This is a genomic window from Ensifer sp. SSB1 (genome assembly GCF_016652895.1).
In the GTDB taxonomy this organism is placed as follows: domain Bacteria; phylum Pseudomonadota; class Alphaproteobacteria; order Rhizobiales; family Rhizobiaceae; genus Ensifer.
Genome location: NZ_JAEPRP010000080.1, coordinates 1 through 19,566 on the forward strand (window position 1 = coordinate 1; position 19,566 = coordinate 19,566).

The 19,566-nt window shown below is 63.3% G+C and carries 20 protein-coding genes; 11 read left to right on the plus strand and 9 right to left on the minus strand.

Annotation, left to right across the window (positions count from 1 at the left end):
* Both xdhA and xdhB read left to right on the plus strand, forming a co-directional pair.
* Positions 1 to 1,127: xanthine dehydrogenase small subunit (xdhA, locus tag I8N66_RS19875; RefSeq protein ID WP_291156940.1), on the plus strand; the 1,127-nt coding region annotated here is incomplete at its 5' end.
* 2 nt (positions 1,128 to 1,129) lie between these two features.
* The gene (gene xdhB / locus I8N66_RS19880) at positions 1,130 to 3,466 is read left to right on the plus strand and encodes a xanthine dehydrogenase molybdopterin binding subunit (RefSeq protein ID WP_291156942.1); all 2,337 of its coding nucleotides are present in this window, start codon (positions 1,130 to 1,132) and stop codon (positions 3,464 to 3,466) included.
* 18 nt (positions 3,467 to 3,484) lie between these two features.
* Here the strand turns inward: xdhB and I8N66_RS19885 are convergent, their stop codons facing one another.
* Positions 3,485 to 3,823, minus strand: coding sequence for a hypothetical protein (locus I8N66_RS19885; RefSeq protein ID WP_291156944.1), 339 nt, complete (start codon positions 3,821 to 3,823; stop codon positions 3,485 to 3,487).
* Between the two features lie 12 nt (positions 3,824 to 3,835).
* Here I8N66_RS19885 and I8N66_RS19890 point away from each other — a divergent pair, with 12 nt between their 5' ends.
* The 4 genes from I8N66_RS19890 (at position 3,836) to I8N66_RS19905 (ending at position 8,672) form a co-directional block, all read left to right on the plus strand.
* Positions 3,836 to 4,750: a LysR substrate-binding domain-containing protein gene (locus tag I8N66_RS19890; RefSeq protein ID WP_162768600.1), complete on the plus strand. Its 915-nt coding sequence runs from the start codon at positions 3,836 to 3,838 to the stop codon at positions 4,748 to 4,750.
* A 72-nt stretch (positions 4,751 to 4,822) separates the two neighbouring features.
* Entirely contained in the window at positions 4,823 to 6,061 is a 1,239-nt protein-coding gene (puuD, locus tag I8N66_RS19895) for a urate hydroxylase PuuD (RefSeq protein ID WP_291156946.1), read from the plus strand.
* Complete coding sequence (gene guaD / locus I8N66_RS19900) at positions 6,058 to 7,374, plus strand: guanine deaminase (protein ID WP_291156948.1); 1,317 nt, start codon at positions 6,058 to 6,060, stop codon at positions 7,372 to 7,374. Before puuD ends, guaD begins: the two co-directional genes overlap by 4 nt.
* Before the next feature lie 161 nt (positions 7,375 to 7,535).
* Entirely contained in the window at positions 7,536 to 8,672 is a 1,137-nt protein-coding gene (locus I8N66_RS19905; RefSeq protein WP_291156950.1) for an alpha-hydroxy acid oxidase, read from the plus strand.
* A gap of 217 nt (positions 8,673 to 8,889) precedes the next feature.
* On the opposite strand, the gene uraH is transcribed toward I8N66_RS19905, so the two are convergent.
* From uraH to I8N66_RS19930, 5 genes are all read right to left on the minus strand, one after another.
* Positions 8,890 to 9,252, minus strand: a complete 363-nt coding sequence (gene uraH / locus I8N66_RS19910) for a hydroxyisourate hydrolase (protein ID WP_291156952.1) — start codon at positions 9,250 to 9,252, stop codon at positions 8,890 to 8,892.
* Between the two features lie 63 nt (positions 9,253 to 9,315).
* Positions 9,316 to 9,813: an ureidoglycolate lyase gene (locus tag I8N66_RS19915; RefSeq protein ID WP_291156954.1), complete on the minus strand. Its 498-nt coding sequence runs from the start codon at positions 9,811 to 9,813 to the stop codon at positions 9,316 to 9,318.
* Between the two features lie 87 nt (positions 9,814 to 9,900).
* Positions 9,901 to 10,404 (minus strand): 2-oxo-4-hydroxy-4-carboxy-5-ureidoimidazoline decarboxylase, encoded by a 504-nt coding sequence (uraD, locus tag I8N66_RS19920; protein ID WP_291156956.1) that lies wholly within the window; start codon positions 10,402 to 10,404, stop codon positions 9,901 to 9,903.
* A complete protein-coding gene (gene puuE / locus I8N66_RS19925) occupies positions 10,404 to 11,333 on the minus strand; it encodes an allantoinase PuuE (RefSeq protein ID WP_223725184.1) in 930 nt (309 codons plus the stop codon). The genes uraD and puuE overlap by 1 nt, the downstream gene beginning before the upstream one ends.
* A gap of 127 nt (positions 11,334 to 11,460) precedes the next feature.
* Entirely contained in the window at positions 11,461 to 12,261 is an 801-nt protein-coding gene (locus I8N66_RS19930; RefSeq protein ID WP_113535550.1) for a DUF1045 domain-containing protein, read from the minus strand.
* A 266-nt stretch (positions 12,262 to 12,527) separates the two neighbouring features.
* Here I8N66_RS19930 and I8N66_RS19935 point away from each other — a divergent pair, with 266 nt between their 5' ends.
* Positions 12,528 to 12,917 (plus strand): PRC-barrel domain-containing protein, encoded by a 390-nt coding sequence (locus tag I8N66_RS19935; protein ID WP_113535551.1) that lies wholly within the window; start codon positions 12,528 to 12,530, stop codon positions 12,915 to 12,917.
* 67 nt (positions 12,918 to 12,984) lie between these two features.
* On the opposite strand, the gene I8N66_RS19940 is transcribed toward I8N66_RS19935, so the two are convergent.
* On the minus strand, positions 12,985 to 14,127 hold the full coding sequence (locus tag I8N66_RS19940) for an FAD-binding oxidoreductase (protein WP_291156960.1): 1,143 nt from the start codon (positions 14,125 to 14,127) through the stop codon (positions 12,985 to 12,987).
* Positions 14,128 to 14,166: 39 nt separating this feature from the next.
* Between I8N66_RS19940 and mnmD the strand changes: the two genes are divergently transcribed.
* Positions 14,167 to 14,880 (plus strand): tRNA (5-methylaminomethyl-2-thiouridine)(34)-methyltransferase MnmD, encoded by a 714-nt coding sequence (gene mnmD, locus I8N66_RS19945; protein WP_291156962.1) that lies wholly within the window; start codon positions 14,167 to 14,169, stop codon positions 14,878 to 14,880.
* A gap of 167 nt (positions 14,881 to 15,047) precedes the next feature.
* The gene (locus I8N66_RS19950) at positions 15,048 to 16,634 is read left to right on the plus strand and encodes a trimethylamine methyltransferase family protein (protein ID WP_291156964.1); all 1,587 of its coding nucleotides are present in this window, start codon (positions 15,048 to 15,050) and stop codon (positions 16,632 to 16,634) included.
* A gap of 36 nt (positions 16,635 to 16,670) precedes the next feature.
* On the opposite strand, the gene I8N66_RS19955 is transcribed toward I8N66_RS19950, so the two are convergent.
* Together I8N66_RS19955 and I8N66_RS19960 are read right to left on the minus strand one after the other, a co-directional pair.
* Positions 16,671 to 17,120, minus strand: coding sequence for a host attachment protein (locus I8N66_RS19955; RefSeq protein WP_291156966.1), 450 nt, complete (start codon positions 17,118 to 17,120; stop codon positions 16,671 to 16,673).
* Positions 17,121 to 17,248: 128 nt separating this feature from the next.
* Positions 17,249 to 17,923 carry a YafY family protein gene (locus tag I8N66_RS19960; protein ID WP_113535555.1) on the minus strand — a complete coding sequence of 225 codons (675 nt, stop codon included), beginning with the start codon at positions 17,921 to 17,923 and terminating at the stop codon, positions 17,249 to 17,251.
* Positions 17,924 to 18,005: 82 nt separating this feature from the next.
* On the opposite strand from I8N66_RS19960, the gene I8N66_RS19965 reads away from it, so the two are divergent.
* Both I8N66_RS19965 and I8N66_RS19970 read left to right on the plus strand, forming a co-directional pair.
* On the plus strand, positions 18,006 to 18,305 hold the full coding sequence (locus I8N66_RS19965) for a hypothetical protein (protein WP_291156968.1): 300 nt from the start codon (positions 18,006 to 18,008) through the stop codon (positions 18,303 to 18,305).
* Between the two features lie 117 nt (positions 18,306 to 18,422).
* A complete protein-coding gene (locus I8N66_RS19970; RefSeq protein WP_291156970.1) occupies positions 18,423 to 19,526 on the plus strand; it encodes a DNA alkylation repair protein in 1,104 nt (367 codons plus the stop codon).
* Positions 19,527 to 19,566: the final 40 nt, after the last annotated feature.

Below are 19,566 nucleotides of genomic sequence, written 5' to 3' on the forward strand. Positions count from 1 at the left end.
CGCCCGGCTTCGTCATGTCGCTCTATGGCCTGTGGCTTGCGAATGACGACCCCAGCCGCGCCGACATCGAAAAGGCGCTGCAAGGCAATCTCTGTCGTTGCACCGGCTATGAGCCGATCGTGCGCGCAGCCGAAGCAGCCGCCAAGGCACGGCCTTCTGACATCTTCGATCCTATCGCAAGAGAGCGGGAAACGATTACCGCTCGACTGAAGGCACTGGCACCGGCCGAGACGATCACCGTCCGCCAGGATGAAAACTGTCTGATCGTGCCGGCCGACGGTAACGGGCTTGCGGAAGCCCTTGCGGACAATCCGGGGGCGACAGTCGTTGCCGGCTCCACCGATGTCGGTCTGTGGGTGACCAAGCAGATGCGGCCGATCAACCCGGTCATCTTCATCAACGGCATCGCCGAGCTGCAGCGTATCGACGAGAACGAGGCAGGCCTGACGATCGGCGCCGGCGTCAGCTACACCATGGCCTATGCAGCGCTTGCCAAGGCCTTTCCCGGCCTCGGTCCCCTGATCAACCGCATCGGCGGCGAGCAGGTGCGCAACATGGGCACGATCGGCGGCAACATCGCCAATGGGTCGCCGATCGGCGACAGCCCGCCGCCACTGATCGCTCTCGGTGCGACCGTGACGCTGCGCTCCAAAGCGGGCCGCCGAACGCTATCGCTCGAAGACTTCTTCATCGCCTATGGGAAACAGGACCGACAGCCCGGCGAATTCGTCGAGAGCGTCTTCGTGCCGCGCCTGCCGGAGGATGAGCTCTTTGCCGCATACAAGATCTCCAAGCGGCGCGACGAGGATATCTCCGCCCTGCTCGGCGCCTTCCGGCTGTCCGTGGAAAACGGCGTCGTCCGCTCTGCCCGCATCGCCTTCGGCGGCATGGCCGCCACGCCAAAGCGCGCCACGAACGTCGAGGCCGCGCTGATCGGCAAGCCTTGGACCGAGGAGACTGTTCGCGCAGCACAAGCTACCTTCGAGACCGACTACCAGCCGCTGACCGATTGGCGGGCGACGAGTGACTATCGCATGCTGACGGCGAAAAACCTCCTGATGCGTTTCTTCCTGGAAAGTGGCGGCGAGCCTGCGCAACTGGTTCGCTTTGCTGCGGGAGACAAATGACCATGGACAAGTCCACCTTCGAGGAACGCAAGGCGATCCGCGGCGAGATGCATGTCTCGCAGCGTCACGATAGCGCCCACAAGCACGTCTCCGGCACCGCTGACTATATCGACGACATGCCCGAACCCGCGGGCACGCTGCATGGCGCGCTTGGCATGACCGACCGGGCGCATGCGGAAATCACCGCCATGGACCTTTCGGCCGTCGCCGCCGTGCCCGGTGTCATGCTGGTGCTGACCGCCAAGGACATGCCGCATTCCAACGACATCAGCCCGAGCCACCTGCATGACGAGCCGGTGCTTGCCGATGGCCTCGTGCAGTTTCATGGCCAGCCGGCCTTCGCCGTGATTGCAGAAACCCGTGACATCGCCCGTCGGGCGGCAAGGTTCGCCAAGATCACCTATCGCGACCTGCCGCATTTCACCGACATTCTCGATGCCGTCGCCCATGGCGGGCAGTTGGTCACCCAGCCGCTCACCCTGCAGCGCGGCGATGCCGAGGCGGAGCTGGAAAAGGCGCCACGGCGGCTCAAAGGCAGCATGCGCATCGGCGGACAGGAGCATTTCTACCTCGAAGGCCATATCGCCCTTGCCATTCCCGGCGAGGACGACGAGGTCACCGTCTGGTCCTCGACCCAGCATCCAAGCGAGATCCAGCACATGGTCTCGCACGTGCTCGGCGTGCCCTCCAATGCGGTGACCGTGAACGTGCGCCGCATGGGTGGTGGCTTCGGCGGCAAGGAAACGCAAGGAAACCAGTTCGCAGCGCTTGCCGCCGTGGCGGCGAAGAAGCTCAACCGTGCAGTCAAGTTCCGCCCTGATCGGGACGAGGACATGACGGCGACCGGCAAGCGCCACGACTTCCTCGTCGACTACAATGTCGGCTTCGACGACGACGGGCGCATCCATGCGGTGCACGCGAACTACGCGGCGCGCTGCGGCTACTCGTCAGACCTCTCCGGCCCCGTCACCGACCGGGCGCTGTTTCATGCCGACAGCTCCTATTTCTTCCCGCATGTGAAGCTCACCTCACAGCCGCTGAAGACCAACACCGTCTCCAACACCGCCTATCGCGGTTTCGGCGGCCCGCAAGGCATGGTCGGCGGCGAACGCATCATCGAGGAGATCGCCTACCAGCTCGGCAAGGACCCGCTCGAAATCCGCAAGCTGAACTTCTACGGTGAAAAGGGTTCTGGCCGGGACATCACGCCCTACCACCAACAGGTCGAAGACAACATCATAGCGCGCATCGTCGCCGAACTCGAAGAAAGCGCAGACTATCAGGCGCGCCGCCAGGCGGTCCTCGAGTTCAACCGGAATAGCCGCGTCATCCGCAAGGGCATCGCGCTGACTCCGGTGAAGTTCGGCATCTCCTTCACGCTCACCGCCTTCAACCAGGCGGGCGCGCTGGTGCACATCTACCAGGATGGCTCGATCCATCTGAACCATGGCGGCACCGAGATGGGCCAGGGCCTCTACATCAAGGTCGCTCAGGTGATCGCCGACAGTTTCCAGGTCGATCTCGATCGGGTCCGCATCACCGCGACGACGACCGGCAAGGTGCCGAATACATCTGCGACCGCCGCCTCCTCGGGCTCCGATCTCAACGGCATGGCGGCTCATGACGCCGCGCGCCAGATCAAGGAGCGTCTCGTTGGCTTTGCCTGCGAGCGCTGGCAGACGACGCCCGAGAATGTCAGCTTCGTCGCCAATCATGTGAAGATCGGCGAAGAGCTCATCCCCTTCCCCGAGTTCATCAAGCAGGCCTATATGGGCCGCATCCAGCTATCGGCCGCCGGCTATTACAAGACGCCGAAAATCCATTGGGATCGCGCCAGCGGCCGCGGCACGCCCTTCTATTACTTCGCCTATGGCGCTTCGGTTTCAGAGGTGTCGATCGACATACTGACTGGCGAATACATCGTCGATCGCGTCGACGTGCTGCACGATGTCGGCCGTTCGCTCAATCCGGCGATCGACATCGGCCAGATCGAAGGCGGCTTCGTTCAGGGCATGGGCTGGCTGACGACGGAAGAGCTCTGGTGGGACGACAAGGGACGGCTACGCACGCACGCCCCCTCCACCTACAAGATCCCGCTCGCCTCCGACCGCCCGAAGATCTTCAACGTCAAGCTCGCCGAATGGTCGGCCAACGCCGAAAAGACCATCGGCCGCTCCAAGGCGGTGGGAGAGCCGCCTTTCATGCTGCCGATCTCGGTGCTCGAAGCGCTGTCGATGGCGGTGGCAAGCGTTGCGGATTATCGCGAGTGCCCGCGCCTTGACGCCCCGGCAACACCGGAGCGTGTGCTGATGGCCGTCGAGCGCCTTCGGCATACCTGACGGCCATCGTCGTCAACGTTAAAACCGCGGCAGTTCATCGACGCTGAAAAGGCGGCGAGAGTTGGCCATTGCCTCTTCGTCATCGCCATAGGCGCCACGGCCATCCATGAAACCCATGTCTCTCTTGATATGATCCGGGAGCGCCCCGACGTCCAATGTCGGCTTGGCGGCAACGAGGCCGCCGAACAGGGCGGCCGCGAGCCGGATGACCGGATCGAATAAAAGAAACGGTTTTCTTTCAGTATGTTCGAATGTATCGCAAGTCACGTCAGCACCTGTTTCGTCTTGGGAAGTTGACTTGAAGGATGCCGTGGAGGAGGATCGAAATCCAATCGAACATCCGTCTGCATGCATCAAGAGAACTTATCCATGAAGATGTCGAAGCAGTTTCCGCTGAATGCGCTCCGGGTCTTCGAGGCGGTTGCAAGGCTCGGCAGCTTCACCAAGGCCGGCGAAGAGCTGGGCATGACCCAGACGGCCGTGAGCTACCAGGTTAAGTTGATCGAGGAGAATGTCGGCGAGCCGCTGTTCCTGCGCCGCCCGCGCCAGATCTCGCTGACGGATGTGGGCCAGCGCATGGCGCCACGCGTGACCGAAGCCTTCGAGATGCTGCAGGAAGCCGTTTCCAATGCCCGCGGCGATATCGACAGCGCGCTTTTGATCAGCTCGACGCCGACCTTCGCCTCGCAATGGCTTGCCCGCAATATCGGCAGCTTCCAACTCGCCCATCCGAACATCGCCGTCCGGCTGACGACCAGCGACTCGCTCACCGATTTCACCCGCGAGCCAGCCGATCTCGCCATCCGCTCGGGTGGTGGCGTCTGGCCCGGCCTCGACACACACCCGCTGATGCGTGTCGAGTTCAGCCCCATGCTGAGCCCGGCGCTTGCCGAAACCATCGGCGGCGTGCACGAGCCGCGCGACCTCCTGAAGCTCCGGATTATCGATGCGGGCGATCCCTGGTGGCCTATGTGGTTCAAGGCCGCCGGCGTCGAGGACCCTGATCTCGAGGGCCGGCCGCACAGCCGGCTCGGCGCCCAGACGTTCGAGGCACGCGCCGCAATTGCCGGCCAGGGTGTGGCGATCCTGACGCCGGAATTCTATCCCGATGACGTCGCACTCGGCCGCCTCTACCAGCCCTTCGATCTTCGCTGCAGCGACGGCTGCGACTATTGGCTCGCCTATCCGCACGCCCGCCGCAACACGCCGAAGATCCGGATTTTCCGCGACTGGATCCTCGGCGAGCTCTGCCCACCACAGTTCCTGCAAGCAAATAGCGCTTGAGGAGCGCCAAGGCCCCTTTTCCGCTCCGCTGTTTATGCGCAAAGTGAGGTAACGGAGACAAAGGGGATCTGAATGTACGAATTCGCCATCGCCTGGGAATGGCTGGCCTTTGCCGTGCGCTGGCTGCACGTAATTACGGCCATCGCCTGGATCGGCTCATCCTTCTATTTCATCGCGCTCGATCTTGGCCTGGTGAAGCGCGACCACCTGCCGGTCGGCGCCTATGGCGAGGAATGGCAGGTCCATGGCGGCGGCTTCTACCACATCCAGAAATATCTGGTGGCGCCGGCCTCGATGCCCGAGCACCTCACCTGGTTCAAATGGGAATCCTACGTGACGTGGCTCTCGGGCTTCGCCATGCTCTGTGTCGTCTACTATGGCGGCGCCGATCTCTTCCTGGTCGACCGCCATGTGCTCGACATCTCGGCAACGACGGCGATCCTGATCTCGCTCGCCTCGCTCGGCATCGGCTGGCTGTTTTATGACCTCTTGTGCAAGTCGCCAATCGGCAAGAACACCCGGGGACTGATGGCGCTACTCTATGTGGCGCTCGTCGCCATGGCCTGGGGCTACACCCAGGTCTTCACCGGTCGCGCCGCCTTCCTGCATCTCGGCGCCTTCACCGCGACGATCATGTCGGCCAATGTGTTCTTCATCATCATCCCCAACCAGAAGATCGTCGTCGCGGATCTGATCGCCGGCCGCACGCCGGACCCGAAGCTCGGCGCCCAGGCCAAGCAGCGCTCGCTGCACAACAACTACCTGACGCTGCCCGTCATCTTCTTCATGCTGTCGAACCACTACCCGCTGGCTTTCGCCACCGCGTTCAACTGGATCATCGCGGCGCTGGTCTTCCTGATGGGCGTCACCATCCGCCACTGGTTCAACACCACCCATGCGCGCAAGGGCAAGCCCACCTGGACCTGGCTCGTCACCGCGCTGATCTTCATCCTGATCATGTGGCTCTCGACCGTGCCGAAGGTGCTGACCGGCGGCGAGAAGGCCGAGGTTGCGCCGGCCTTCACCCGCTTCGCCGCCAATGCCCACTTCCCCGCCGTCAAGGACACGGTCTCGACACGCTGTTCGATGTGCCATGCGGCGGAGCCCGTTTACGAGGGCATCACCCAGGCGCCGAAGGGCGTGATGCTGGAAAGCGACGCGGAGATTGCCGCCCATGCCCGCGAAATCTATATCCAGGCCGGGCGCAGCCACGCGATGCCGCCCGGCAACGTGACAGATATGACGACGGACGAGCGCCAGCTGCTGACAGCCTGGTTCGAAAGCGCCGTCGAGGAAGGCAAGACACAATGACCACCACCCTCATCCGCGGCCGATTGCTGAGCTTTCACCGCGCGCCGATGTCGATCGACGATAGTGGCGCCTACAGCTACGAAAGCGACGGTGCCTTGCTGGTGGCGGGTGGAGAGATCATTGCCAGCGGCGGCTATGTCGCCGTCAAGGCCGGGGCTCCGGGAGAGGTGGTGGAAATCGATCACCGCCCGCACCTGATCGTGCCCGGATTCATCGACACACACCTGCATTTCCCGCAGATGCAGGTGATGGCCTCCTATGCCGCCAACCTGCTGGAGTGGCTGAACACCTATACCTTCCCGGAGGAATGCCGCTTCGTCGAGAGCGCCCATGCGACCCGCATTGCAACGCGCTTCTTCGATGAGATGGTGCGCCATGGCACGACGACGGCGACCGCCTATTGCTCCGTGCACAAGGCATCCGCCGATGCCTTCTTCGCCGAGGCGCTCAGGCGCGACATGCGCATGATCGCCGGCAAGGTGATGATGGACCGCAATGCACCGCAAGGCCTGCTCGACACGCCTCAGATGGGTTACGACGAAACCCGCGCGGTGATCCGCGAATGGCACGGCAAGGGCCGCAACCACGTCGCCATCACCCCGCGCTTCGCCATCACCTCGACGCCCGAACAGATGGATGTCGCCAAGTCGCTGGTGCACGAATTCCCGGACCTGCACGTGCAGACCCACCTTTCGGAAAACCGCGACGAGATCGCCTTTACCTGCGAACTTTATCCGGAGGCCAAGGACTATACCGACGTCTACGCCCGCTACGGCCTGCTCGGGCGCAAGAGCCTCTTCGGCCACTGCATCCATCTCTCCGAGCGCGAAGCGGATGTCATGAGCGAGACCGGCTCGGTCGCTGTCTTTTGCCCGACGTCCAATCTCTTCCTCGGCTCCGGCCTCTTTCCGCTCCGCGCACTCAACCGCCGCGACAAGCCGGTGCGCACCTCGGTCGCCTCCGACATCGGCGGCGGCACCAGCTATTCCATGCTGAAGACGCTCGACGAGGCCTACAAGATCCTGCAGCTGCAAGGCGAGCGGCTGAACCCCTTCGACAGCTTCTTCATGATGACCCGCGGCAACGCCGAGGCGCTGTCGCTCGTCGACAGGATCGGCACGCTGGAATCCGGCACCGACGCCGATTTCATCGTGCTCGACATGGCGGCAACGCCGGCCATGGCGCTCAGGGCCGAAGTGGTCAATTCTCTGGCCGACGAGCTCTTCCTACTGCAGACGATGGGCGACGATCGCGCGATCGTCGAAACCTATGTCGCCGGCAGGCCTGCGAAATCGGAATTGGCTACGGCATGATGTGCCAAACGCAAAGAGGTCAAGAAAATTGACCTCTTTGCGTCGAGGCTATTAACAAGCCTCCGGCAAACATGGTAATGGCTCGGCATCTCTGCTGAGAATGGCATGTGCGGCTTGCCCGCATCCCGCTTCAACTCGTGATCCAGACGAAGGCCGTTTCCATGACGCAAATCCTCGAAATCAGCGACCTCAAGGCTCTTGCCAAGCGCCGGGTGCCGAAGCTCTTCTTCGACTATGCCGACAGCGGCGCCTGGACCGAAGGCACCTACCGCGCCAACGAGGAGGATTTTGCCAAGGTGAAGCTGCGCCAGCGCGTGTTGGTCGACATGACCGACCGGTCGCTCGAAACGACGATGATCGGCCAGAAGGTGTCGATGCCGGTGGCGCTTGCACCGACTGGCCTCACCGGCATGCAGCACGCCGACGGCGAGATGCTGGCGGCCCAGGCGGCCGAAGCCTTCGGCGTACCCTTCACGCTCTCGACCATGAGCATCTGCTCGATCGAGGACGTCGCCTCGGTCACGACCAAACCCTTCTGGTTCCAGCTCTATGTCATGCGCGAGCGCGAATTCGTGCTGAACCTGATCGACCGCGCCAAGGCGGCCAAATGCTCGGCGCTGGTGCTGACGCTCGACCTGCAGATTCTCGGCCAGCGCCACAAGGACCTGAGAAACGGCCTCTCCGCGCCGCCGAAGATGACGCCGAAGCACCTCTGGCAGATGGCGACACGTCCCGGCTGGTGCATGAAGATGCTCGGCACCAAGCGCCGCACCTTCCGCAACATCGTCGGCCACGCAAAGAGCGTCACCGATCTTTCCTCGCTCGGAGCCTGGACGGCCGAACAGTTCGATCCGCAGCTGTCCTGGAAGGATGTTGCCTGGATCAAGGAACGCTGGGGCGGGCCGCTGATCCTCAAGGGTATCCTCGACCCGGAAGACGCCAAGATGGCGGCCGCCACCGGCGCCGACGCGATCATCGTTTCCAACCACGGCGGCCGGCAGCTCGACGGCGCCCATTCCTCGATCAGCATGCTGCCGCGCATCGTCGATGCCGTCGGCCACCAGATCGAAGTCCATGTCGACGGCGGCATCCGCTCCGGCCAGGACGTGCTGAAAGCCGTCGCCATGGGCGCCAAGGGCACCTATATCGGCCGCCCGTTCCTCTATGGCCTCGGCGCCATGGGCAAGGAGGGCGTGACCAAGGCGCTGGAGATCATCCGCAAGGAGATGGACATCACCATGGCGCTCTGCGGCAAGCGCAACATCAACGACGTCGACCGCAGCATTCTGGCGGAATAGGCCGCGGCATCAGCCAGTCCGGCCCTCATTCCTGTGCCTGTCACAGGAATCCCGAGCAGTTCCACCGGAACTGCGGAGCAGCCCAATTCCTTGGGCTGAAAGGTCTTTTGACCCGACGGACATCGGGTCGCTGGATCCCCGCCACAAGGGCGAGGATGAGGGAGCTTGAAGTGGTCCTTCCGGCAAAACGGCGAAGCGAGCGCACGCCCCCTAAGCTTCAACTCCCCCGATAGGTCGAGTATCCATAGGGCGAAAGCAGCAGCGGCACGTGGTAGTGGCTCGCCGGATCGGCGATGCCGAAGCGCAAGGGGATGCGGTCGAGGAAGGCCGGCTCCGGCAGCGTTGTGCCTGACCGGCGCAGGTAGTCGCCAGCGTGGAAGACGAGTTCGTAGTTGCCGGCCATGAAACCGATGCCTTCGACCATGGGTCCGTCGACGCGGCCGTCGCTGTTTGTGTGTACGGTGCGGATCAACTGCCGCTCCTCACCCTCCAGCCAGTAGAGATCGATGCGCAGCCCTTCGGCCGGCTTGCCGAGTGCGGTATCGAGAACATGGGTCGTCAGGCGGCCGGTGCTGCTCATCTCATCCTCTTTCATAAACTGGCACGGGATGCGGACGAAGACGTCCGCATTTTCCATCAGTCGCTAGATCGCACTCTCGATGACGAAGGGCTCGTCATAAAAGTACTCTTCGAGATTGTTGCCCGGCCCTTCGCGGTCGACGATCAGGAAATCGCTGACCGAACCGACCGACATCAGCGGGTGGTGCCAGACATTGCGGCCGTAATTGACGCCCTGCCGGCCGCTTGCCTGAAACACCCGCGGCTCGCCGGGGCGGCCGTCCCGGTCTTCGGCAACGACGACGAGCCAGGGGCGGTCATCGAGCGGCGAAAAGCTCTGGCTGCCGAGCGGGTGGCGCTCCATCATCGACACAGAATAGGGAAATGCGCGCGGCTGGCCGCGGAAGATGTTGATGATGACGTTGGCACCGTCGCCCACGACATCGGCGCGCGCCAGCCCATGGAAACGTTCCGTGTTGCCGCCGTTGATGTAGCGCATTGTCGCCGGGTCGGCCTCGATGACGGTTCCGAAAGGTGCAAAGGCGTCGCGCGTCAGCGGTTCGATCTTAAGTCGGCGCGACATCAGGCATGAACCTCGTGCATCAGTGCGCTTGCGAGATCCAGTTCGATGGTCCCCCTGGTGAGTGAGGGCGCGTATCGAACGGTTTTGTCAGGCATTTTCGTCTCCAGGAAGCATCGACTGCAGCCGCAGGCGGGCGATTTTCTCCACCTGCGCGCAAGCGGTTTCAAATTCCTCTTCGGGCGAATTGTCAATGCGGCTTTCGAAGGCGGCGAGAATCTGCCCCTTGGTCAGCCCCTTAACAGCGATGATGAAGGGAAAGCCGAATTTCTTCGCGTAGGCATCGTTCAGCGCCGTGAAGCGCTGATGCTCCTCGGGCGTCAGCCGGTCGAGACCGGCAGACGCTTGCTCCGCCGTCGAGTCCGCCGTCAGCTTGCCCGCGATCGCCAGCTTGCCGGCAAGATCGGGATGGGCGCGCAAGACCTGTAGCTTCTCGCGCGGCAATGCCGCACGAAAAGCCTGGCAGAGTGCCGAATGCACGTTGCCCGCCATCAGGCCCGCCGTCGTGGCGCGATCGAAGGCGCGTTCGGCCACCCAGGGTGAATGCTCGAACACGCCGCCGAAACGGGCGACGAAGGCGTCGCGGTCGGACATCAGAGCGCCCCTTCCGGCTTGTGGTGCTGGTACCAGTGGTTGGCGATATCGATGCGCCGGGGCACCCAGACCTTGTCATGCGACATGACGTAATCGATGAAGCGGGCGAGCGCGGCCGCACGACCCGGGCGCCCGACGAGCCTGCAGTGCAGGCCGATGTTCATCATCTTGGCGTCGCCCTGGCGGCCTTCCTCGTAAAGCACGTCGAATGTGTCCTTCAGGTAGCTGAAGAACTGGTCGCCGCTGTTGAAGCCCTGCGGCGTTGCGAAGCGCATGTCGTTGGCGTCAAGCGTGTAGGGGATGATCAGGTGCGGTTTGTCGGCCGGCAGGCCGGGCACCCAGTAGGGCAGTTCGTCGGCATAGCTGTCGCAGGAATAGAGGAAACCGCCCTCTTCCAGCACCAGCTTCAGCGTATTGGACGAAGGCTTGCCTTGGTAGATGCCGAGCGGCCGCTCGCCGGTGAGTTCCGTGTGCAGGCGGACGACCTCGCGGATATGCTCGCGTTCGACCTCTTCGGGGAAATCCTTGTATTCGAGCCAGCGCAGGCCGTGGCTGGCAATCTCCCAGCCGGCTTCCTTCATGGCCGCAACCGCTTCCGGATTGCGCGCCATCGCCTGCGTCACGCCATAGACAGTCAGGGGCACGTTGCGGCTCGTGAACATGCGCCACAGCCGCCAGAAACCGGAGCGCGCGCCGTACTCGTAGATCGATTCCATGTTGAGGTTACGCTGGCCATGCCAGGGCTGCGCGCCGACGATCTCGGATAGCAGACATTCGGAAGCCGGATCGCCATCGAGAATGCAGCTTTCGCCACCCTCCTCGTAATTCAGCACGAACTGCACGGCAATGCGCGCGTCGCCCGGCCAGTTTGCCTTCGGCGGATTGCGGCCATAGCCAACGAGATCGCGCGGATACTTAGTCTCAGACATCAAATCACCCTTCGATTTTTCCCGAACGGTATCACCGCCGACCGGATTGTCGATACCGAAATCTGCCAGCGGAGGGTCGCTGAACGGTGATCTCGGAGGGAGACGAAGGCTGAATTCTGTGCTGTTGCTAACGCTGCGCCATCAATGCCGCGACAATGAGCGGTAAGGGTCGCATCGATCCCGAACCGAGCGAGGGATCGGCGACCATGCGTTTGGCGCGCTCGGCGCGGGCGTTCGTGGAGATCTTGCCGAGCGGATGCTGCGAGTGCACACGCAAGGGCGCGCCGGTCTCCTGCTCGACGAAGAGGGCAAGGCTGCCGACGGAAAGCGGCGTCGCGAGGCACGGCTCCAACAGCTCGCGCAGGGGTGGCTCGACCTGGCGCATCGCGTCGGACGCCAACGGGCCGGTCAGCATCATGTGGAAGCGATATTCGTCCATCACATGAGGATCGCCCCAGCGATGGAGATTGGAAAACTGCGGTGCGGTCAGCCGATCCGGGTCGGAACGCTCGATCTCGTCCTCGCTGAGCGGCGCGCGAAAGGCATCGAATTCCTGGACGACGTTGGCCGCCAACAGATGCATCGCGGTGCTCGGCACCTGCGGCATCAGGCCGAAGCACCGGCCGATGCGCGCGACCTCCAGGCGATCGATTTCAAACGGCGTCTGCGCGCCGGCAAAATGCATCAGCGCCTTCAGCAGCTGTGATTCCGTCATCTCCGGGTGCAGACGAAACGGCGACATCATCACCGCGTGGAAACCGAAGCGGCGCGGCACCGCCGTGTGGTAGGCGATGTCGGCGGAGCTCAGGCCTGTGACCGAGGGCAATTCCGTCGGCTCGCCGGAATAGACGTTGCGCCCAAGCCAGCTTGCGGCGACCACGGAAAGCGGGTCGGCCATCGGCGGCGTAAAACAAATGGCGTAGCGCATGGCTGGCTCCAGCTATCCCTTACGGCATGAGGAAAGTATCTGCGGATTCCTCATCCCGCCCAATGAGTTCGATCACCCTCATGATCTTCGATGCCCCGACGCGCGATCATCGTGATCTGTTGGCCGCGTCTTAGGTGATTTGCGTGACAGATTGACGAAGTGGACGGGGCAAAACCGCGCGAGTGCGCCGGTTTGCGCCAGATTTTCGGAACCATCCAGCCAACCAGCCGTTCCCTCTTGGTAACAATCAAGGATGGAGAAGAAGCGTGAGCTATCACAACGCAAACCTGCAGGACGCCCGTATCAAGGAAACCCATGACCTGATTGCGAGCGACAAGGTTGAAGGCACGAAGGTTTATGGCTCCGACAAAAAGCACATCGGCTCGATCGAACGCGTGATCATCGAAAAGCGCAGCGGTCGGGTGGCCTATGCCGTGCTCGGTTTCGGCGGCTTTCTCGGCCTTGGCGAAGACCACTATCCGCTGCCCTGGGCAAAGCTGACCTATGACGAGAACCTTGGCGGCTACCGCACCGACGTGACGCGCGATCAGGTCGATCGTGCACCGAAATATCGCGGCAACGAGGAGTACGATTGGAACGAAGAAAACGGCCGCCGCGTCTACGACTATTATGGCGTGCCGCCCTACTGGATGTAAGGTCGGACTTGCGATAGTCCGAGCATTCAAGGCTCCGCCAGCGGCGGGGCCTTTCCTGTGTCCAGTCCTAGAGGTGTTTCTCTCGAAGCGCCGCGATGTGATTCCGGCAAAGGAAAGAATCGGGGATATCGATCGTCGGAACGCCGGTGATCTCGTCGATGACGAAACGCGCCAAACGATGCGCGATGCCGAAGCTCACCTTGAAGCCGCCGGTCAGCACGGAGATGTTCGGATGATCAGGATGCCGCCCGACCGTGGGCTCACGCCCGGCCGATTTCGGCCTGAGCCCGGCCCAACGCTCCACCACCTGGGCGTCTGCCAGACGCGGCGCCAATAGGGTTGCGCGCCGCAGCAGATCGTCGAGCTGTTCGTCCGTGGATAGCGGATCGGCAAAGCTGTTCTCACTGGTGCTGCCGATCGCCACATGGCCGTCGTCATGGGCGATGACATAGACGCCATCGGTGAAGATAACCGGCAGGTCCGGATCAACGGCCGCCTTCAGGAGCGCTGCCTGGCCCTTGACCGCCGTGCCGCTCGTCGCTTTCAGCGGACCCGACACGGCATCAATCAGCGGGAAGCTGCCGATGCCGGCAGCGATGATGCAATGGTCGAAGCTGAGCCGGCTGCCATCGTCGCGCTCGACCTGGCCATGCGCAGGCAGGATGCTGCGAACGCCTGCACTTTCGTCGATCTGAACGCTCTTCAACTGCGACAGCGCGGCGCGCAGGGCCGTCAAAGTGCGGCGCGGCGACACTCGCGCGGCGAGCGTATCGAAAACGACGCCATGCGCCGTTGCCTCTTCGGCGGGCCAGCCCTCCGGTCCGTTTTCCTGGACATGCCAGAAGAATTGCCGCTCGCCGGCGCGCCATTGCTGTTGCGCATCCTGCTCGTGCCGTAGAGCAATGTCACGCAGATGTGGCTTGGCAAGCGGCATCAGTCGCCCGGTGCGCCGATAACCGGTCGACAATCCCGTCTGGGCTTCGAGCTGTGCAACCTCTTCTTCGAGCGACACCAGTGCATCGAACTGGAACTGTTTCTTTTCATTCCAGCGATCGGGCATATGCGGCATGAGCGCGCCCAGCAGGCCGCCGCTGGCGCCGGCGCCGATTGACCGCTGCTCGACGAGCCGCACCTTCATGCCCTTGCGCGCGGCGCAAAGGGCGGCCCACAGCCCCATGACGCCGCCGCCGATGACCAAAAGTTCGCTCATCGATTGACCTTCTCCGGCCGGCGGACTATCGCCTTTGCCATGACAGGACCAGCAGACCCGATCGACCCGCCAGCGCACCAAAACCTTGATTGGCACGAGGGCGATATGCCCTATTCCCGGGAGTTTGGCGATCACTTTTATTGCCGCACCGACGGGCGGCTGGAATGCGGCCACGTGTTCCTTTCAGGCAATGGCCTGCCGGAACGCTGGGTCGGCGCAGGCACCTTCCGCATCGGCGAACTGGGCTTCGGCACCGGCCTTAATTTCTGCGAAACCTGGCGCCAATGGAAAATCACCGCAGGGGCAGGCGACCGTCTGCACTTCGTCTCGTTCGAGCGCTTCCCGATGGCCGCTGACGAAATTTCGCGCGCGCTCAGCCACTGGCCGGAGATCGACACGGAACGCCGGGCTCTGGTCTCGCGCTGGCCGGCAGACCCCGACGGTGACGTCCATATCGATTTCGGCGACGGCGTCAGCCTCACGGTCGTCTGCAGCACCGCCCTGGATGGGGTTGTCCGCGCTCAGTCGTTCGATGCCTGGTATCTCGACGGCTTCGCGCCCTCGCGCAATCCCGACATGTGGTCGGAAGAACTGATGCGGCTCGTGTTCGAAAAGACCCTCCCCGGCGGAGGCTTTGCGACCTACGCCGCCGCCGGTTTCGTCCGGCGCAATCTCCAGGCGGCCGGCTTCGTCGTCGAGAAACGCAAGGGTTTTGCCGGCAAGCGCGAGATGCTGCGGGGTGAGCGCTCCTAGCGACGCCTCCCCGATGGCGGCATGTCTTGAACGGTTGCGCCATCGGTCCGCAAAATTGCGTCAGCGGAAGCGATTTACTCCACCAGAGAACTGAACTGTCGCAAATGGCGGGCCATAGCAACCGGGAATCTGCGACACACAGCCATCGGCAACGCGGTGGGTCCTTCATGAACGACGATCAGTTTCCCGATGCAGCAACCGGCGATGCAGCTTCGTCGCCGCTGGAGCGGCGGCGCAGGCCAAGCGGCCGCGGCGCCGAACGGGCGCGCAAATCCCCCGGCGTAAAATACCTCAATCTTGTCAATACGCTGACAAAGTCCACCGTGCTGTCCGAGGATGCGCTCGAAGCGATCCACGACGCATCATTGACGATCCTCGAAGAGATCGGCATGGACATCATCCTGCCGGAGGCTCGCGACCGGATGAAGGCCGCCGGCGCCGACGTACTGGCCGGTACCGACCGCGTGCGCTTCGACCGCGGGCTGATCATGGAGATGATCGCCTCCGCCCCCTCCTCCTTCACCATGCATGCCCGCAACCCGGCGCGCAACGTTGCGATCGGCGGCAACAATCTCGTCTTTGCCCAGATCGCCAGCGCCCCCTTCGTCGCCGATCGGGACGGCGGTCGCCGCACGGGCAACCACGAAGACTTCCGCAAGCTGGTGAAGCTCGCCCAATCCTACGACATCGTCCACACGACCGGAGGCTATCCGGTCGAGCCGGTCGACCTGCATGCCTCGGTGCGCCACCTCGATTGCCTCTCGGACATGGTGAAGCTCACCGACAAGGTCTTCCACGCCTATTCTCTTGGGAAACAGCGCAACACCGATGGCATCGAGATCGCCCGGATCGGCCGCGGCATTACGATGGAACAGATGGAGCGCGAGCCTTCGCTCTTCACCATCATCAACACCTCCTCACCGCTCCGCCTCGACGGGCCGATGCTCCAGGGCATCATCGAGATGTCCTCGCGCAACCAGGTCGTGGTGGTCACGCCCTTCACATTGGCCGGCGCCATGGCCCCGGTGACGATTGCCGGCGCCCTTGTCCAGCAGAATGCCGAAGCGCTCTGCGGCATCGCCTTCACCCAGATGATCAGGCGCGGCGCGCCTGTGATGTATGGCGGCTTCACCTCCAACGTCGACATGAAGACCGGTGCCCCCGCCTTCGGTACGCCGGAATACATGAAGGCGGTGGTTGCCGGCGGCCAGCTCGCCCGCAAATATGGCATCCCCTATCGGACTTCGAATACCAATGCCGCCAACACGCTCGACGCCCAGGCCGCCTACGAGTCGGCCATGTCGCTCTGGGCGCTAACCCAGGGTGGCGGCAACTTCGTCATGCATGCAGCCGGATGGACCGAGGGTGGACTGACGGCTTCGTTCGAGAAGTTCATCCTCGACGTCGACATGCTGCAGATGGTGGCGGAATATCTGACACCGCTCGATGTCAGCGAGGACGCACTGGGTCTCGATGCGGTGCGCGACGTCGGCCCCGGCGGCCACTATTTTGGCACGTTGCACACGCTGCAGCGCTACGAGACCGCGTTCTATTCGCCGATCCTTTCCGACTGGCGCAACTTCGAGACCTGGACCGAAGCCGGACGGCCGACGACCTACGACCACGCCAACCGGGTCTTCAAGCAGAAGCTGAACGAATACGAGCGTCCCCACCTCGATCCCGCAATCGAAGAAGAGCTAGATGCCTTTGTGGCCAGACGCAAAGAGGAAGGTGGCGTCCCGACGGACTTCTGACGGGACGCGCGGCGAAGCGGAACTTCAGCCGTTGGCTTAGGGGAACACCGCGGCTCGCGCCGTTGCGATCAATTGCTCCGTGGAGGCGGCGACGCAGTTGCGGTCGATCTCGGCGACGGTCCGCTCCCGAACATGCGCGGAGAGCTGCTTCCTGAGATCCCCAAGGGTCCTCGGCGCAGCGCAGATCACCAGGCTGTCGAACGCCTGGTTGGCCGCGTAGCCTTCCAGCTTTTCGGCCACGTCGGCGACGAAGCGCTGCTGTTCCTCGCGAACAGGATCGCTCTTGTATTCCATGGCCGAGCGGCCGTGCCCGACGGACGAATGTGACCGACCCGGCTTGTCGGCCATGATGTCCTGAACGCGCTTCGGTTCGGTGTGAAAGGTCTCCTCCTCCGGCCGCTGGCGGTCCTCCTTCAACAGATTCACGCCCTTGACGATGCGCGCGGTGTTACCATCCGCGGCCAGTATCCAAGTCCGGTTTTGCACGATTGTCTCCCAGTGAAAGGTGTTGATCGCGAGGGGTCATAGAAACCCTGTAAAGGAAACGGATGAACAGCGATCCGGTTCCATAGAAAGCAAGCCGCGGTGATGATTGTTTGACCGCGACGCCCCGATCACATCCGCGCGATATAGGCCTCGAAGCTACGCTCCGGAGTCACCTCGTAGCGTTCGCGCTCGACGTGAAGCGCGCTAATCCTGTCAACCCGGAAATCCCGGAAGTCCGACCTCAGCTCGCACCAGCCCGTCAGCAACCAGAAGTGTCCGAAGACACTGAGGCCAAGCGGCCAGATGGTGCGCTCGGAATGCTCGCTCTTGAGGCTCTCATACTCCAGGCGAAGCTTGCGGCGCCCCGCGATCGCCAGCCGTATCTCGCCGAGCAGGACAGGCGGTTCCGGCTGAAGCGCTGAACGGAAGGCGCGAAGCGGCGCTGCCGTCAACCGTTGCCGATGTTCGGGCGGCAAGCCATGGGCGATCTTCTCCATCGCCTCGCGCGCCGCCTGGGCAAGCCGTCCATCGCCCAGCATCTGGACGGCCCGGGCACCGAAGGCCAGAGCCTCGAGTTGCTCGAACGTGAAGGCGAGCGGCGGCGCATCGAATGCCTCGCGCAGCAGATAGCCGACCCCGCGTTCGCCATCGATCGGCGCACCCGACGCGATCAGGTGCTCCATGTCCCGATAAATGGTGCGCTGGGCGACCTCCATCTTCTCGGCGATCTCGCGCGCCGTCATCACCCGGCCGGTGGCGCGCATGAGCTGGATGATGCGGAACAGCCGGTCGGCGGGCCTCATGGCAGGAACTCCAAAGATAATGGCCATAAGGCTGTCAGTTGCCCTGTGGTTAAGTCAAGCGGCATTCAACATGGAGCATGACATGACCACCAACAGCATCCTCGAACTTGCCGTCTGCATCGTCGCGGACAAGCCGGCAGCGGCCGAAGCGCGCAACCGGGCCATGCAGGCCGTTTCCCGCTATCCCGGCTTCGTTTCGTGGCGCGCGGCCGGCTCCTGCGAAACGCAGGGGATGGTTGCGGATCTCGTCGAGTGGGAAACGCTCGACGCCGCCAAATCCGCCGGCGAACGCGTCCGCGTCGATCCTGAGTTCGCCCCTTACATGGCGGCGATCAGCACGGTAATGCTGATGCAGCATTTCACCATCGACCAACAGATCTGAGCCGAAGGCGCCCGCACGGTTTTCCACCCGCGCGCGGCGCTCACCGATAGAACTGATCGCGCTCATGGCTCGGGTCGGATCGACCCGCAACCACCGTGATCCCGGAGTACCCACGAGATGGCCGAGCCACTGAAGAACCTGCTGCACCCCGGCGTCGTCACCGCCATCGCCGATCAGCTCGACCGCAATGCCGGCGGCTTCGACCGCAAGACGTTCCTGGCGCTAGCGGGCGATGGCCTCGAGGCGCTGGAACTGATGCAGCGTTCGCTGCAAATCCGCGACGCGCTGGTCGCGAGCCTGCCGCAGCCTTTCGCGGAAGCTGCCGCCATCCTCGCGGCCAGCCTTCCCCAGAACGCGGCCGCCGGTATCAGCGGCTGGGCGCTGCTGCCCGTCAGTCAGTACATCGCCCTGCGCGGCCTTGACGATTTCGACATTTCGCTGTCGCTGCTGCGGGCGCTGACGCCTCATTTCACCGCCGAGTTCGGCATTCGTGTCTTCATCGATCGCGACCAGGAGCGCGCCCTTGCCACGATCCGAAGCTGGACTGGTGATGCCAACCATCACGTCCGGCGGCTGGCGAGCGAAGGCACCCGCCCGCGCCTGCCCTGGGCGATGCGGCTGCCAAAACTCGTCCGCGACCCGCAACCGATCCTGCCGATCCTGACGGCCCTCCTCGACGACCCGGAGGACTACGTGCGCCGTTCGGTTGCCAACAGCCTCAACGACATCGCCAAGGATCATCCCGACCAGGTGGCGGCCTTCGTCGCTAAACATATCGACGATGCCTCGCCGGAGCGCCGCCAGCTGTTGCGCCACGCCTCGCGCACACTTCTGAAGCAGGGGCATGCGGCAGCACTCTCGAATTTCGGCTTTGCCGCCCCCTCGGGTATCGATGCGCACCTTTCTCTGGACCGTTCCGAAATCGTGCTCGGCGAAAGCCTCGGCCTGCGCCTTACGATCAGCCATCGGGCCAAAACCAGCCAGAAGATGATGATCGATTACGCCGTCCACCACCGCAAAGCCAATGGCACGACCGCTCCCAAGGTTTTCAAGTGGACGTCGGCAACGCTGGAGCCGGGCGCCACGATCAGCATTGAAAAGCGCCACGCGATCCGCCCGATCACAACCCGCCGCTACCATCCCGGCGCCCATCGCGTGGTGATCCTCGTCAACGGGGAGGAGGCGGCGGGCGTCGATTTCGAGTTGTCGGTGGCCGACTAGCCTCCCCTCATTTCGCACCTGCGAAAAGATGGACCTTGAC